Source organism: Nocardia sp. KT25-26 (genome assembly GCF_056627695.1).
In genome coordinates, this window is the sequence record NZ_CM152813.1 from 459,998 (window position 1) to 474,263 (window position 14,266).

The 14,266-nt window shown below is 67.9% G+C and carries 6 protein-coding genes; 4 read left to right on the plus strand and 2 right to left on the minus strand.

Going from position 1 to position 14,266, the window contains the following annotated elements:
• Positions 1 to 206 precede the first annotated feature (206 nt).
• From fadD32 to AC1HFH_RS02155, 3 genes are all read left to right on the plus strand, one after another.
• Positions 207 to 2,123, plus strand: a complete 1,917-nt coding sequence (gene fadD32 / locus AC1HFH_RS02145) for a long-chain-fatty-acid--AMP ligase FadD32 (RefSeq protein ID WP_480245747.1) — start codon at positions 207 to 209, stop codon at positions 2,121 to 2,123.
• 114 nt (positions 2,124 to 2,237) lie between these two features.
• Positions 2,238 to 7,538 carry a polyketide synthase Pks13 gene (gene pks13, locus AC1HFH_RS02150; protein ID WP_480245748.1) on the plus strand — a complete coding sequence of 1,767 codons (5,301 nt, stop codon included), beginning with the start codon at positions 2,238 to 2,240 and terminating at the stop codon, positions 7,536 to 7,538.
• On the plus strand, positions 7,535 to 9,082 hold the full coding sequence (locus tag AC1HFH_RS02155) for an acyl-CoA carboxylase subunit beta (protein WP_480245749.1): 1,548 nt from the start codon (positions 7,535 to 7,537) through the stop codon (positions 9,080 to 9,082). The genes pks13 and AC1HFH_RS02155 overlap by 4 nt, the downstream gene beginning before the upstream one ends.
• Positions 9,083 to 9,159: 77 nt before the next feature.
• Here the strand turns inward: AC1HFH_RS02155 and AC1HFH_RS02160 are convergent, their stop codons facing one another.
• Together AC1HFH_RS02160 and AC1HFH_RS02165 are read right to left on the minus strand one after the other, a co-directional pair.
• Positions 9,160 to 9,657 (minus strand): peptidylprolyl isomerase, encoded by a 498-nt coding sequence (locus tag AC1HFH_RS02160; protein ID WP_480245750.1) that lies wholly within the window; start codon positions 9,655 to 9,657, stop codon positions 9,160 to 9,162.
• Positions 9,658 to 9,764: 107 nt separating this feature from the next.
• A complete protein-coding gene (locus AC1HFH_RS02165) occupies positions 9,765 to 10,409 on the minus strand; it encodes a hypothetical protein (RefSeq protein ID WP_480245751.1) in 645 nt (214 codons plus the stop codon).
• A 453-nt stretch (positions 10,410 to 10,862) separates the two neighbouring features.
• Here AC1HFH_RS02165 and AC1HFH_RS02170 point away from each other — a divergent pair, with 453 nt between their 5' ends.
• Complete coding sequence (locus AC1HFH_RS02170; RefSeq protein ID WP_480245752.1) at positions 10,863 to 14,186, plus strand: arabinosyltransferase domain-containing protein; 3,324 nt, start codon at positions 10,863 to 10,865, stop codon at positions 14,184 to 14,186.
• The last annotated feature ends 80 nt before the right edge of the window (positions 14,187 to 14,266 follow it).

The following is a 14,266-nucleotide window of genomic DNA, read 5'->3' on the forward strand; positions in this document are numbered from 1 at the left end:
TCTGTAACATGGGCCTGGTTTGATTACATCTAGCCGATAGCGGTCGCCGCGCAGACCGCAGGAAATATCCGTAGCTCGTCCGGGCGTACCCGTCATGCGTCCGGCCGGGTGGCGGCGAAAGAGAGTCGGGGCCTTTCAGGCAGCAGCGTCCACTCCGCCGGAGTCGGCGCCGTCCTGGCTGTTCGTGCCTCGGAGGAGAAGAAGGAATGGAAGAGACTTTCGACGATTACCTGGACGCGACCGGGAACATCGTGATTCCCGAGGGGCGGACCCTGGTCGATCATGTCGAGAAGCACACCCGCAACGACGCGAACACGCTCGCGTACCGCTACATCGACTACTCGCGGGAACGCGACGGTGAGGTGCACGAGCTGACCTGGCAGCAGTTCGGGGTGCGGCTGCGCGCGGTGGCCGCTCGCCTGCAGCAGGTGACCAACCCGGGCGACCGGGTGGCGATCCTGGCCCCGCAGGGCCTCGACTACGTGATCTCCTTCTTCGCGGCGATCTACGCCGGCACCATTTCGGTGCCGCTGTTCGACCCGGACGAACCGGGCCACACCGACCGGCTGCACGCGGTGCTCGGCGACTGCGAGCCCGCGGCGATCCTCACCGCGACCTCCTCCGCGGCGGGGGTGCGGCAGTTCTTCCGCTCGCTGCCGGCCGCGCAGCGGCCGCGCATCATCGCCGTCGACGCGATCCCGGACAGCCTCGGCGACAGCTGGGTGCGGCCCGATATCGCCAACGACGACATCGCCTACCTGCAGTACACCTCCGGTTCCACCCGGACCCCGGCCGGTGTCGAGATCACCCACCGGGCCGTGGGCACCAACGTGCTGCAGATGGTGAAGTCGCTCAATCTGGACTGGAACTCCCGCGGCGTCACCTGGCTGCCGCTGTTCCACGATATGGGCCTGCTCACCGTGATCCTGCCCGCGGTCGGCGGCCGTTACATCACCATCATGTCGCCGAGCGCGTTCGTGCGGCGGCCCTCGCGCTGGATCCAGGAACTCGCCGCCGTCTCCGACGGCGCCGGCACCTTCGCCGCGGCGCCGAACTTCGCGTTCGAGCACGCCGCCGTGCGTGGCCTGCCCAAGGCCGGCGAATCGCTGGATCTGTCGAACGTGATCGGGCTGATCAACGGCTCGGAGCCGGTGACCACGTCCTCGATGAAGAAATTCAACGAGGCCTTCGCCCCGTACGGGCTGCCGAAGACCGCGATCAAGCCCTGCTACGGCATGGCCGAGGCGACGCTGTTCGTCTCCGCCACCCGCGCCGAGGACGAGGCCAAGGTCACCTACGTCGATCGGCACGAGCTCAACGCCGGCCGGATGGTCCCGGTCGACCAGGGTTCGGACAATGCCATCGCGCAGGTGTCCTGCGGCTATGTCGGACTCTCGCAGTGGGCCGCGATCGTCGACCCGGAGTCGGTGGACAGCCCCGACGGCGGTCGGGAACTGCCGGACGGGCAGGTCGGCGAGATCTGGCTGCACGGCAACAACATGGGCATCGGCTACTGGGGCCGCCCGGACGAGTCCACCAAGACCTTCCGCAACAAGGTGACCCAGCGGCTCGCCGAGGGCAGCCACACCGAGGGCACCGATGCGGACGTCGACTGGATGCGCACCGGCGACTACGGCGTCTACTACAACGGCGAGCTCTACATCACCGGCCGCGTCAAGGACCTGGTGATCGTCGACGGCCGCAACCACTACCCGCAGGATCTGGAGTACTCCGCACAGGAGGCCAGCAAGTCGCTGCGGCCCGGTTTCGTCGCCGCCTTCTCGGTGCCGGCCAACCAGCTGCCCGCCGAAGTGTTCGAGGCCGACAGCCACTCCGGCTTGAAGTTCGACGCCGACGACGCCTCCGAACAGCTGGTGATCGTGGGCGAACGGGGCCCGGGCGCCGGTAAGGCCGACCCGCAGCCGATCGCCGACGCGGTGCGCGCCGCCGTCTCGCAACGGCACGGCGTCACCGCCCGTGACATCCTGCTGGTCCCCGCGGGATCCATCCCGCGGACCTCCAGCGGCAAGATCGCCCGGCGGGCCTGTAAGGCCGCCTATCTGGAGGGAACGCTGCGGGGTGGTTACACCCAGCAGGCTTTCCCCGATGCACCGGAAGAGTAATTGAACCTCCGAGGCGAGCTGATGCCCGACGTGACCGCCACCCCGCTGGTGTTCCGCACGTCGGGCATCATTTCGCGGCGCGCCCGGACCGCACACAGGTAGCTTGAGGAACTGATGGCTGACAACGAGGGCACGCCCCGCAACGACCAGGCCGTGGACGCTCCTGCCCAGGCAGGCGCGCCGGAGACCGCCACCGACATCTCGGTGGCCGAGCTGCGTGAATGGCTGCGGAAATGGGTCGCCGATGCGACCGGCCAGCCACTCGAGCAGATCACGGTAGACCGGCCGATGGAGGAGTTCGGGCTCGCCTCCCGGGACGCGCTCGCGCTCGGCGGCGATATCGAGGAACTCACCGGCGTGGTGCTCAACGCCACCGTCGTGTACCGGCACCCGACCATCGCCTCGCTGGCCGAGGTGATCGTCAACGGCGAGCCGGAGCCGCCCGCCGAGGAGACCGAAGACTACTCGGCCGCCTACACCCCGGGCGAGATGCACGATATCGCCGTGGTCGGCCTGTCGACCCGGCTGCCCGGTGCCGGGGACACGCCGGAATCCACCTGGGAGTTCATCCTCGGTGGTGGTGACGCGATCCGGGAGCTGCCGGAGGGGCGCTGGGCGGAATTCCTCGGTGACCCCACCGTGGCCGAGGCCGTGGCCGCCGGCAAGACCCGGGGTGGCTACCTCGATCAGGAAGTCCTCAAGGGGTTCGACGCGGACTTCTTCGCGACGTCGCCGCTCGAGGCGGAGCGCATCGATCCACAGCAGCGACTGATGATGGAACTCACCTGGGAAGCGCTCGAGCATGCGCGCATTCCGGCGAGCGACCTCCGTGGCTCGCCGGTCGGCATGTTCATCGGCTCCTCGACCAGCGACTTCCAGATCATCGCCTCGCTGGCCCTCGGTGAAACCGATCCGAACGTGCCGGCTTCGGCCGAGGCCTACGCGATCATGGGCAGTTCCAACGGCATCATCGCCAACCGCGTGTCGTATTTCTACGATTTCCGGGGCCCGTCGGTCACGGTGGACACCGCCTGCTCGTCCACGCTGGTCGCCGTGCACCAAGCGGTTCGTGCGCTGCGGGACGGCGAAGCCGATCTGGCGCTGGCCGGTGGCGTGAACATGCTGCTGATTCCGATGACGACGCTCGGCTTCGGACCCGGAACCTCCGAGGAAGGACGTATCGCGGCCTTCTCCGCCGATGCCGACGGCATGGTCCGCTCCGAGGGCGGCGGTCTGGTCGTGCTCAAGCGGCTCGTCGACGCCGAACGCGACGGCGACCACATCTACGGCGTCATCAAGGGCACGGCGGTCAACAGCGACGGCCGGTCCAACGGCCTGCTGGCGCCGAACCCGGACGCTCAGGCTGAGGTGCTTCGTCGCGCCTACCGCGATGCGGGCATTGCCCCGACCTCGGTGGATTACATCGAAGCGCACGGCACGGGTACCCCGATCGGTGACCCGATCGAGGCGGAGGCCCTCGCCCGGGTCGTCGGCCGGGGGCGAGAGGCCGACAAGCCTGCGCTGCTCGGCTCGGTCAAGACGAACTTCGGTCACCTCGAGTCCGGCGCCGGTGTGCCGAGCCTCGCGAAAGTGCTGATGTCGTTCGAGCACGATGTGATTCCGCCGAATATCAACTACTCCGGTCCGAGCCCGTACATCCCGTTCGAACAGGCGAATCTCCAGGTCGTCGCCGAGCCGACCGAATACCCCCGCTACAGCGGCACCGCCACCGTCGGCATCTCCGGTTTCGGTTTCGGCGGTACCAATGCGCACGTCGTGCTCCAGGAGTACGTCCCCGGCGCGAGCGCGGCCACGGAGACGGTTCCTGAGGTGACCGCCGAACAGGTGGCCGAGACCGAGGCGGCGCTCTTCGAGTCCGAGGAGACCACCGATGTGGTCGCCGAGGCCGAGGCCGTCACTACCGCGGCCGCCGACGAACTCGCCGAGCCTGCGCCGGCCGAACCGGAATGGGGTGGCGAACGCGAGGAACCGCTGCCGGTGATCCTGGCGGTCTCCGCGTACCTGCCGTCACGCCGCAAGCGGGCCGCCGCCGAGCTGGCCGACTGGCTGGCAGGCCCCGGCAAGGACGTGCCGCTCACCGACGTGGCCCGGTCGCTGGCCAAGCGCAGCCACCAGCGTTCCCGCGGTGTCGTGGTGGCGAAGAACCATGAGGAAGCGGTCGCCGGACTGCGGGCGATCGCCGCCGGTAAGCCCGGTAACGGCGTCTTCACCGCCGATGCGCCGGTCGCCAACGGCCCGGTCTGGGTGCTGTCCGGGTTCGGCTCGCAGCACCGCAAGATGGCCAAGCAGCTCTACGGCGAGAACTCGATCTTCCGCAGGACCGTCGACGAGGTCGACGAACTGGTGCAGGACGAGGCCGGGTATTCGATCCGGGAGATGATCCTCGACGACGGCCAGGACTACGACGTCGGCACCTGTCAGGTCGGCATCTTCACCATCCAGCTCGGACTGGCCGCGGTGCTGCGCGCGCACGGCGCCGAACCTGCTGCGGTGGTCGGGCATTCGATGGGTGAGGTGGCCGGCGCGTACATCGCCGGCGGTCTGGCGCTAGAGGATGCGGTACGCGTGATCTGTGCCCGGTCCCGCCTGATGGGCGAGGGCGAGCAGATGATCACCGAGGACGATGTGCGCAATATGGCGCTGGTCGAACTCAGCGCCCACGATGTGGCGCAGCTGCTGGAGCGCTTCCCGGATGTGGAGTGCGCCGTCTACGCCGCGCCCACCAACACCGTCATCGGCGGGCCGCGTGCGCAGGTGGAGGAGATCGTCGCCGAGGTGGAGGGCATGGGCAAGTTCGCCCGCATCCTGCCCACCCGCGGCGCGGGCCACACCTCGCAGATGGATCCGCTGCTGGGCGAACTGGCCGCCGAGCTGGCGGGTATCGAACCCAGCGCGCTGAAAGTCGGTCTCTACTCGACCGTGCACGAGGGTCTGTTCTTCAAGCCCGGTTCCGATCCGGTGCACGACGAGCCCTACTGGGTGAAGAACATGCGCGGCTCGGTGTATTTCACCAACGCCGTGAAGGCCGCTGTCGACACCGGCCACACCACCTTCCTGGAGCTGGCGCCCAATTCCGTTGCGCTGATGCAGGTGCTCGGCACCACCTTCGCGGCGGGCGTGCACGACGCCCAGCTCATCCCGACGCTCAAGCGCAAGGAGGACGAGTCGGCCGGTGTGATCGGCGCGCTCGCCCAGCTCTACGTGCACGGCCACCCGGTGAACCTGAGTTCGCTGCTGCCCGAAGGCGAATACGCGGACATCCCGCGCACCACCTTCGTGCGCAAGGAGTACTGGCCGAAGGTCTCGATGTCGGCGGGTGGCAGCACCCGGGCGCCCGGCGCGCATGTCGCCATGCCCGACGGCCGGCACGCCTGGGAGGTGTCGGCCACGGCCGTCACCGATCTGACCGCACTGGTGCAAGCCGCGGCAGCGCAGGTGCTTTCGGACGTGACGGTCACCGTCACCCATCCGCATGCCGCACTGCCCACCGCCGGCACCCTCACCACTACGCTCACCCCGCACCTGGGTGGCGCGTCGGTGCAGGTGCATGCGCGGGAGGCGGGCGCCTTCCGGCTGCTGTTCGATGCGGTGGTCACCTCCGGCGCGCCGCTGCCCGAACCCGCCGTCGCCGCACCGGCCGAGGTCGCACAGGTGGCCGAGCCCGAGCCGGTCGAGGAAGCGGCCGGGGAGCGTTGGGATCCGAACGGTTCCGAAACCGTCGAACAGCGGCTGTCGGTGATCGTCGCCGAGTCGATGGGGTATGCGGTCGAGGATCTGCCGATGGAGATCCCGCTGATGGAACTGGGCCTGGACTCGCTGATGGCGATGCGGATCAAGAACCGCGTCGAATACGAGTTCGACATCCCGCAGCTGCAGGTCCAGGCGGTGCGCGACGCCAGCCTCACCGAGGTCGCGAAGGTGCTGCGCTACGCCATCGAGCACCGCGACGAGGTGCAGGCCATTGCCGACAAGCAGGCCGCAGGCGAGGACGTGTCGGTCGACGGCAACTTCGTCGAGGCCGCGCGTGCCGCACTGGCCGCGGGGGAGGATCCGATCACGAGCGTCCCGGGCGCAGCCGAGCAGCTCACCTCGGCCACCGTGTCCGATACTTCCGCAGCAGGCGCCGACGACGCTGCGTCGCCGGTTGCGGGTGCCGCCGCCGGTACGACCGGTGTTGCCGCGGGTTCCGAGACCGGCGGTGCTGCGTCTCCGGTCGCCGCTGCTGCCCCCGAGCCCGAGGCCGCCGACCGTGCCGCGGCGGGCACTGCGGCACCGGATGTGGACTATTCCGCACCCGCCGGAGACACCGACAATGTCCCGCCGCGGGACGCTGCCGAACGCCTCACCTACGCGACCTGGGCAGTGGTGACCGGCAAGTCGCCGGGCGGCATCTTCAACACGCTGCCGATCCTGGAAGAGGAGGTCGCCGAGAAGATGGCGGCCCGCCTCACCGAACGGGTCGAGGCCGAGGTCACCGTCGACGATGTGCTCGACAGCGAGACCATCGAGGAACTGTCCGAGGTGGTGCGGCAGTTGCAGGACGCCGCCAACGAGGTCGAGGGCTTCATCCGGCCGCTGCGCCCGCGCGCCGAGGGCTCGGATGCGGTGCCGGTCTTCGTATTCCATCCGGCCGGTGGCAATACGCTGGTCTACGAGCCGTTGATGAAGCGGCTGCCCGCGGACACCCCGGTGTACGGGTTCGAGCGGGTGAACGGCTCCATCGAGGATCGGGCCCGCGAGTACCTGCCCGAGCTGCGCAAGATCCAGGGCGACGGCCCGTACGTGCTGTACGGCTGGTCCCTCGGTGCGGTGCTGGCGCTGCAGGTCGGGCAGCTGCTCCGGGAGGAAGGCGCCGATGTGCGGCTGGTCGGGCTGATCGATCTGGCCATGCCGGTACAGGACGAGGATGCCAGCCCTGCCGAACGGATTGCCCGGATGGAGCGTTTCCAGGCCTTCGCCAAGAAGACCTACAACGTGCCCGGTGAACTGGATCGTGAACAGCTCGAGGAGCTGGCGGCAGCCAGCGATGAAGAGCAGTTCCAGATGATCAACGACCTGATCAAGCTCAGTGGCGCCAAGATCCCCGGCGGTGTGCTGGAGCATCAGCGGACCTCGTGGATCGAGCATCGGGCCCTGCAGCAGACCAAACCCAGCCGCTACGACGGTGATGTCGTGCTCTACCTGGCCGACCGCTACCACGACGGTGCGATCGAACTGGAGCCGCGCTATGCCGACCGCCGCCCGAACGGCGGGTGGGACGAGTACATCGAGAACCTGGAAATCGTCCACATCCCCGGCGATCATCTGCAGATCGTCGACGAGCCGCGAATCGGCACCATCGGTAAGGACCTGACCGCGAAGCTCGCCGCGATCGGAGCGAAGGGAGCCAAGTGAGCACCACCACCGCCGAGAAGCTGGCCGACCTGCGCCAACGCCTCGAACAGGCGCAGGAACCGGCCGGCGAGAAGGGAATCGAGAAGCGGGCGCGCAAGGGCATCCCGAGCGCGCGGCAGCGGATCGACATGTTGCTCGACCCGGGCACCTTCATCGAGGTCGGTGCGCTGGTGCGCAGCCCGGTCGACCCGGATGCGCTGTACGGCGACGGTGTGGTGGTCGGCCACGGGCTGGTCGACGGCCGTCCGGTGGCGGTGTACTCGCACGATCAGACCGTGTACGGCGGTTCGGTCGGTGAGGCATTCGGCCGTAAGGTCGCCGGGATCATGGAGTACGCGGCCAAGGTCGGTTGCCCGGTCGTCGGCATCAACGACTCCGGCGGTGCGCGGGTCCAGGAGGCCGTGAGTTCACTGGCCTGGTACGCGAACATGGCGTACCGGGTCGAACCGCTGTCCGGTATGGTGCCGCAGGTTTCGATGATCCTGGGCAACTGTGCCGGTGGCGCGGTGTATCACCCGATCAACACCGATGTCGTGGTCGCCACCGAGGCGGCGCATATGTTCGTCACCGGCCCCAAGGTGATCCGCGAGGTCACCGGCGAGGACGTGAGCCTGACGGAACTCGGTGGGGCACAGACTCAGGCCGAGATCGGCAATGTCCACCATGTGGCCGAGGACGAGGACGCCGCCTTCGCCTGGGTCCGCAACTACCTGAGCTATCTGCCCAGCAGCTGCCAGGAGCAGCCGCCGGTGGTCAACCCGGGTATGGACCCCGAGATCACCGACTCGGACCGGGAACTCGACACCCTTATCCCGGATTCGGACAATGCCGGCTACGACATGCACGACGTGTTGCTGCGCATTTTCGACGACGGCGAATTCCACGAGGTCAGTGCGACCGCTGGACGCAATCTGATCACCGGATTCGCCCGGATCGACGGGCACAGTGTCGGTGTGGTGGCGAATCAGCCGATGGTGTCGGCCGGGGCGCTGGACGCCCGGGCCGCCGACAAGGGCGCCCAGTTCGTCCGGATCTGCGATGCCTACGAGATCCCGCTGGTGTTCGTGGTCGACACGCCGGGCTTCCTGCCCGGGGTGGAACAGGAGCAGGCCGCGGTCATCAAGCGCGGCGGGCGTTTCCTGTTCTCCTTCGTGGAGGCGACGGTGCCGAAGATGACCGTCGTCGTGCGGAAGTCCTACGGCGGCGGCTATGCCGTGATGGGCTCCAAACAGCTCGGCGCCGATATCAACCTGGCCTGGCCGACCGCCCGGATCGCTGTGATGGGCGCCGAGAGCGCCGTCGGCCTGATCGGCGCCCGCCAGATCGCCGCGGCCCCCGAGGATCAGCGCGAGGCCATCCGGCAGCAGATGATCGACTTCTACAACGCCACCGTGGCCACCCCGTGGGTCGCCGCCGAACGCGGCTACATCGACGCCGTCATCCAGCCCTCCGACACCCGCCTGGAACTCCGCAAGGCCCTGCAACTACTCCGGGACAAGTCGATCCAGCGCAACCCCCGCAAACACCACCTGCTGCCGATGTAGGAGGCGCAATCGGGGCCGCGGCCGTGCCCGGCGGTCATCCGGTGCGTTCTCGGACGACCGCCGGTGGCGCCAGGTGATCAGGCGATGGTGGCGGCGGTGATGACCACGTCGTCGGCGGGGACGTCCTGGTGCATGCCGGCCGAACCGGTGGAGACGGCGGCGATCTTGTCGACGACCTCGCTACCGTCGGTGACCTTGCCGAACACCGCGTAGCCCCAGCCGGACGGGGTGGGTGCGGTGTGGTTGAGGAAGCTGTTGTCGGCGATGTTGATGAAGAACTGGGCGGTGGCCGAGTGCGGATCGCTGGTCCGGGCCATCGCGACGGTGTACTTGTCGTTCTTCAGGCCGTTGTTCGCCTCGTTCTGGATCGGCGCCTCGGTGCCCTTCTGCTTCATACCGGGTTCGAAGCCGCCGCCCTGGATCATGAAGCCCGGAATGACGCGGTGGAAGATCGTCCCGTTGTAGTGGCCCGCCTTCACATAGTTCACGAAGTTCGCGACGGTGTTCGGCGCCGCCTGATCGTCCAGCTCCAGAACGATCGGTCCGTAGTTCGTCTCCAGATTCACCTTGGTCATGGCAGTGAGTCTAGAGGCTGGATTTCGCTAGAATGCAGATGGCCCGCGCATGCTTCTTCCATGCGCGGGCCACCTGTTTCATCGGATCGCCGAATCCGGCGTCACCCTCAAGGACCGACCGTGATCGGCGTCGACGGGTCCGAGGTGTTGTTCACCTCGTAAGCCGCCTCGACGGTGCCGCTGGTGGCGCTGGTGGGGCACCCGAAACCACCGGTGACATCGACGGGTGCACTGGTGTTCAGGGCCACCGTGGACGGATCGCCGTTGGTCCAGGTGCCGTCGACCGTGGCCGGCCCGTCGGGGGCCACCACCGCGGTGCAGGACGCGAAACCGCTGGTCTTGATCACCATGCCGCCCTGCGGAATGCCGAGGCTGCCGGTGATCGGGGACCCGTATTCGCCCTCGATCGTCCAGTTTCCGCTGGTGGTGATCGTCGCGCTGACACCCCACAGGTTGGTGCTGCAGTTGTCGAAGGTGGGCGCGGCGATCGAAACCGCGACCGGACCGCTCGGGTTGGAGTTGTCCGGTGCCGCCGGCACCTGGCCGGTGGTTTCCGAGGTGTCACAGGTGACCGTCACGCTGCCCGCGGTGAACTTCACCGATCCCTGGTTGGTGGCGGACACGTCCGCTCCGGCCGGGCTGACCGTGGTCGAGCTCTGGGCCATGGCGGGCCCGAGGCCGATGGCGAGCGCCGCCGCCGCACAGCTCGCCGAGGCCACCGTCACGCGGGCAATACTTCGAGTGTTGAACATTTCGCACTCCTTGAATCGTTTCGACGACCCACCGATCCGGGCCGTCGAAAAAAAGAGTACGAATTCGGAATCATCGCCGAGTCGTTTCTGTAACTACGATTTTCTAGTAATTGTTCGAGTGAACTACCTGCGGAATCCGGATCATGTTGATATCATCTGCGCGGATCGTTTTGATATCCGATCGCATTGTTTCGCTGCGTCGTCGATTAAGTCGCTGGTATTCTGGGGAAACTTCTGTGTCCGGTACGCGACCCGGTTGGTGCCGGGTTCGACCTGGGTGGACGATCCGCGAGTCGCGTAGCGGGTAACCCCTGCTGCCGCCCGGAAGCTTAATGAAAAGGTTGAAGTTCAAACTTGTGACACCCGGGTTCGGTGGCCTGGCCGTGCGATGACCGATCCCGGTGGGTGTCCGAATCGCTCCCTCCGGGATACGGGCAGATACGATGACGAACCGTGCCAGACGCCCCTACCGCTGTCCTCGCCGAGCCGGCCGCCCCACCGGCCGCGTCCGTCAAGGATTTCCGCACCGCCCGCCTGATCGCGGTGGTCGCCGGTCTGCTCGGTGCGCTGTTCGCCTTGGCCACGCCGTTTCTGCCGGTCAAACAGACCACGGCGGTGCTGAACTGGCCCCAGGGCGACACGCTCGGCAATGTCACCGCGCCGCTGATGTCGCAGGTTCCGATCGATCTCACCGCCTCGATCCCGTGCTCCGCGGTCGCGCAAATGCCGCCGCAGGGCGGCATGCTGCTCGCGACCGCGCCGCCGCAGGGTGATCGAGCCGCGCTCGAAGCGATGTTCGTCCGGGTGTCCGAAACGAGCGTCGACGTGGTGGACCGGAACGTGGTCGTCGCCTCGGCGCCGCGCGAGCGGATGGCCGAGTGCAGTGCGATCACCATCTCGTCCGATGCCGACCGGACCCGGGTCGCCTTCGAGGGCCTCACCCGGGAGGTCGAGCGTCCGGCCGAGGGCGGTGGCACCGAACTGGTCACCGAGCCGGTGACCGGTGAGCTCGGCGGTGATCTGCGGCCACAGGTGGTCGGCGTGTTCTCCGACCTGAGCGGCGCGGTCCCCGACGGTCTCGACTTCGATATGACCGTCGATTCCCGATTCAGTTCCAGCCCCACCCCGGTGAAGCTGGTGGCCATCGTCGCGGCCGTGCTGTGCACCCTGCTGGCCCTGGTCGGGCTGGCCCAGCTGGACGGCAGCGACGGCCGTGGGCACCGCCGGTTCCTGCCCGCCGGCTGGTTCCGGTTCACCCTCGCCGACGGCGCCGTCCTCGGCACTCTGGTGTTCTGGCACTTCGTCGGCGCCAACACCTCCGACGACGGCTACATCCTGACCATGGTCCGGGTGACCCCGGACGCCGGATACATGGCCAACTACTTCCGGTGGTACGGCGTACCGGAAGCGCCGTTCGGCTGGTATTACCACGTCATCCAGGTGTTCGCCGAGATCTCCACCGCGAGCCCATGGGTCCGGCTGCCCGCCCTGCTCTGCGCGATCCTGTGCTGGCTGGTGATCAGCCGGGAGGTGATCCCGCGGCTGGGCAACGGAGTCAAACGGTCCCGGGTGGCGCTCTGGACCGGCGGACTGGTGTTCCTGGCCTTCTGGCTGCCGTTCGACAACGGCCTGCGCTCGGAGCCGATCGTCGCGCTGGGTGCGCTGCTCACCTGGGTCTCCATCGAACGCGCCATCGCCACCGGCCGGATGCTGCCCGCCGGGGTGGCCGTGCTGGTCGCGGCATTCACCCTGGCTGCGGCGCCGACCGGGCTGATGTGTGTGGCCGCCCTGCTGGCCGGGATCCGGCCGCTGGTCCGGATCGTGGTGCGGCGGCGCCGGCAGCTGGGCACCCTGCCGCTGCTGGCCCCGATCGCCGCGGTCGGTTTCCTGGTGCTGATCGTGGTGTACGGCGATCAGACCTTCGCCGGGATCCAGGAGGCCAACCGGGTCCGCCAGGCCACCGGGCCGAACCTGGCCTGGTACGAGGACTACCTGCGCTACTACTACCTGTTCGTCGAAACCGTCGACGGTTCACTGGCCCGCCGGTTCGCCTTCCTGGTGATGCTGCTGTGCCTGTTCACCACCATGCTGGTGCTGCTGCGCCGGCGCCGGGTGCCCGGCATCGCCTCCGGGCCCACCTGGCGGCTGATGGGCGTCGTGATGGGGACCATCTTCTTCATGATGTTCAACCCGACGAAGTGGACGCACCACTTCGGCGCCTACGCCGGTATCGCCGGTTCGCTGGCCGCGGTCACCGCGGTGGCGGTATCGGCCAGTGCCCTGCGTTCGGCGAAGAACCGGGCGATCTTCCTGGCCGGGTTGCTTTTCGTGCTGGCGCTCTCGTTCTCCGGGATCAACGGCTTCTGGTACGTCTCCAGTTACGGGGTGCCGTGGTTCGACAAGCCGATCTCGCTGCAGGGCTACCAGTCCAACACGCTGATGCTGATTCTCTTCGGGCTCGCACTAGCGCTGGTCGCCTGGTATGCGCTCCGCGAGGACTATGCGAAACCGCGCCCGGCGGCGAAATCGGAACGCGGTAAACGCATCCGCAAGTTCGCTGCGATCCCGTTGACCATCGTCGCGGCCGGTATGGTGCTGCTCGAGATCGCCTCGCTGACCAAGGGGATGGTGGACCAGTACCCGGCGTTCTCGCTGGGCCGGTCCAATGTCGATGCGTTGAGCGGCCGCAGCTGCGGCCTGGCCCGCGACGTCCTGGTGGAACCGGACCCGAACCGGGGCCGGCTGAACCCCATCCCGGAACCGGGCAAACCGTGGCTGAACCCGGCCGATCCGCTGGCCGGCACCGCGGCCACCGGCTTCGACCCGAACGGCATCCCGACCGACCTGTCCGCGGATGCGGTGGAGGTGAAACCGGGTACCGGCAACACCAGCAACCAGTCGGTGGGCGCCAACTTCGCCGAGGGAGAGAACGCTGGTACCGGCGGTGGCACGGGTGCCTTCGGCATCAACGGCAGCAATGCCAAGCTGCCGTTCGGCCTGGACCCGGCGACCACGCCGGTGATGGGCAGCTACCAGGAAGGTGTGCAGCAGCCCGCCCACCTGGAGTCGGCCTGGTACGAACTGCCGCAGACCGATGATTCGGAGCTGCTGGTGATCAGCGCCGCCGGCCGGATCGCCTCGGTGGACGACACCGGCAAGGAGAATTACGGCCAGTCGCTGCGTGTCGAGTACGGCACCCGCAATGCCGACGGCACGGTCACCCCGCTGGGTACCTACCTGCCGCGCGATATCGGGCCCGCTCCGTCCTGGCGCAACCTGCGGATCCCGGTCGACGAGATCGCTCCCGAAGCGAACGCGGTGCGCATCCTCGCCAACGACCCGATCCTGATCGGCGACCAGTGGCTGGCCTTCACCCCGCCCCGGCTGGCCGAACTCGAGACACTGGACGAGTACCTGGGTTCGGAGCAGCCGATCCTGCTGGACTGGGCGGTCGGCCTGCAGTTCCCGTGTCAGCGGCCCTTCCAGCACGAGAACGGGGTGGCCGAGGTGCCGAACTTCCGGATCCTGCCGGACCGACCGCTGGCGGTCTCGTCCACCGACACCTGGCAGGCCGAGGAGTTCGGCGGCCCGCTGGGCTTCGCCCAGATGCTGTCCGCCCGGGTCACCATCCCGACCTATCTGAAGGACGACTGGGCGCGGGACTGGGGTTCACTGGAACGCTACGACCAGTACCTGGATGCCACTCCGGCGGAGCTGGACACCGGGACGGCGACCCGTTCCGGCTTCTGGTCGCCGGGTAACCTCCGGGTGTTCTGACCCGGGCAGTAGCTCCGGACGTGATGCGAGGCCGGTAGTCGATCCAGGATCGGCTACCGGCCTCGCTTATCGGACGTATG

Coding starts and splice junctions, on each gene's coding strand:
- fadD32 (WP_480245747.1), top strand. CDS start 207: ATGGAAGAGACTTTCGACGATTACCTGGACGCGACCGGGAACATCGTG.
- pks13 (WP_480245748.1), top strand. CDS start 2,238: ATGGCTGACAACGAGGGCACGCCCCGCAACGACCAGGCCGTGGACGCT.
- AC1HFH_RS02160 (WP_480245750.1), bottom strand. CDS start 9,657: ATGACCAAGGTGAATCTGGAGACGAACTACGGACCGATCGTTCTGGAG.
- AC1HFH_RS02165 (WP_480245751.1), bottom strand. CDS start 10,409: ATGTTCAACACTCGAAGTATTGCCCGCGTGACGGTGGCCTCGGCGAGC.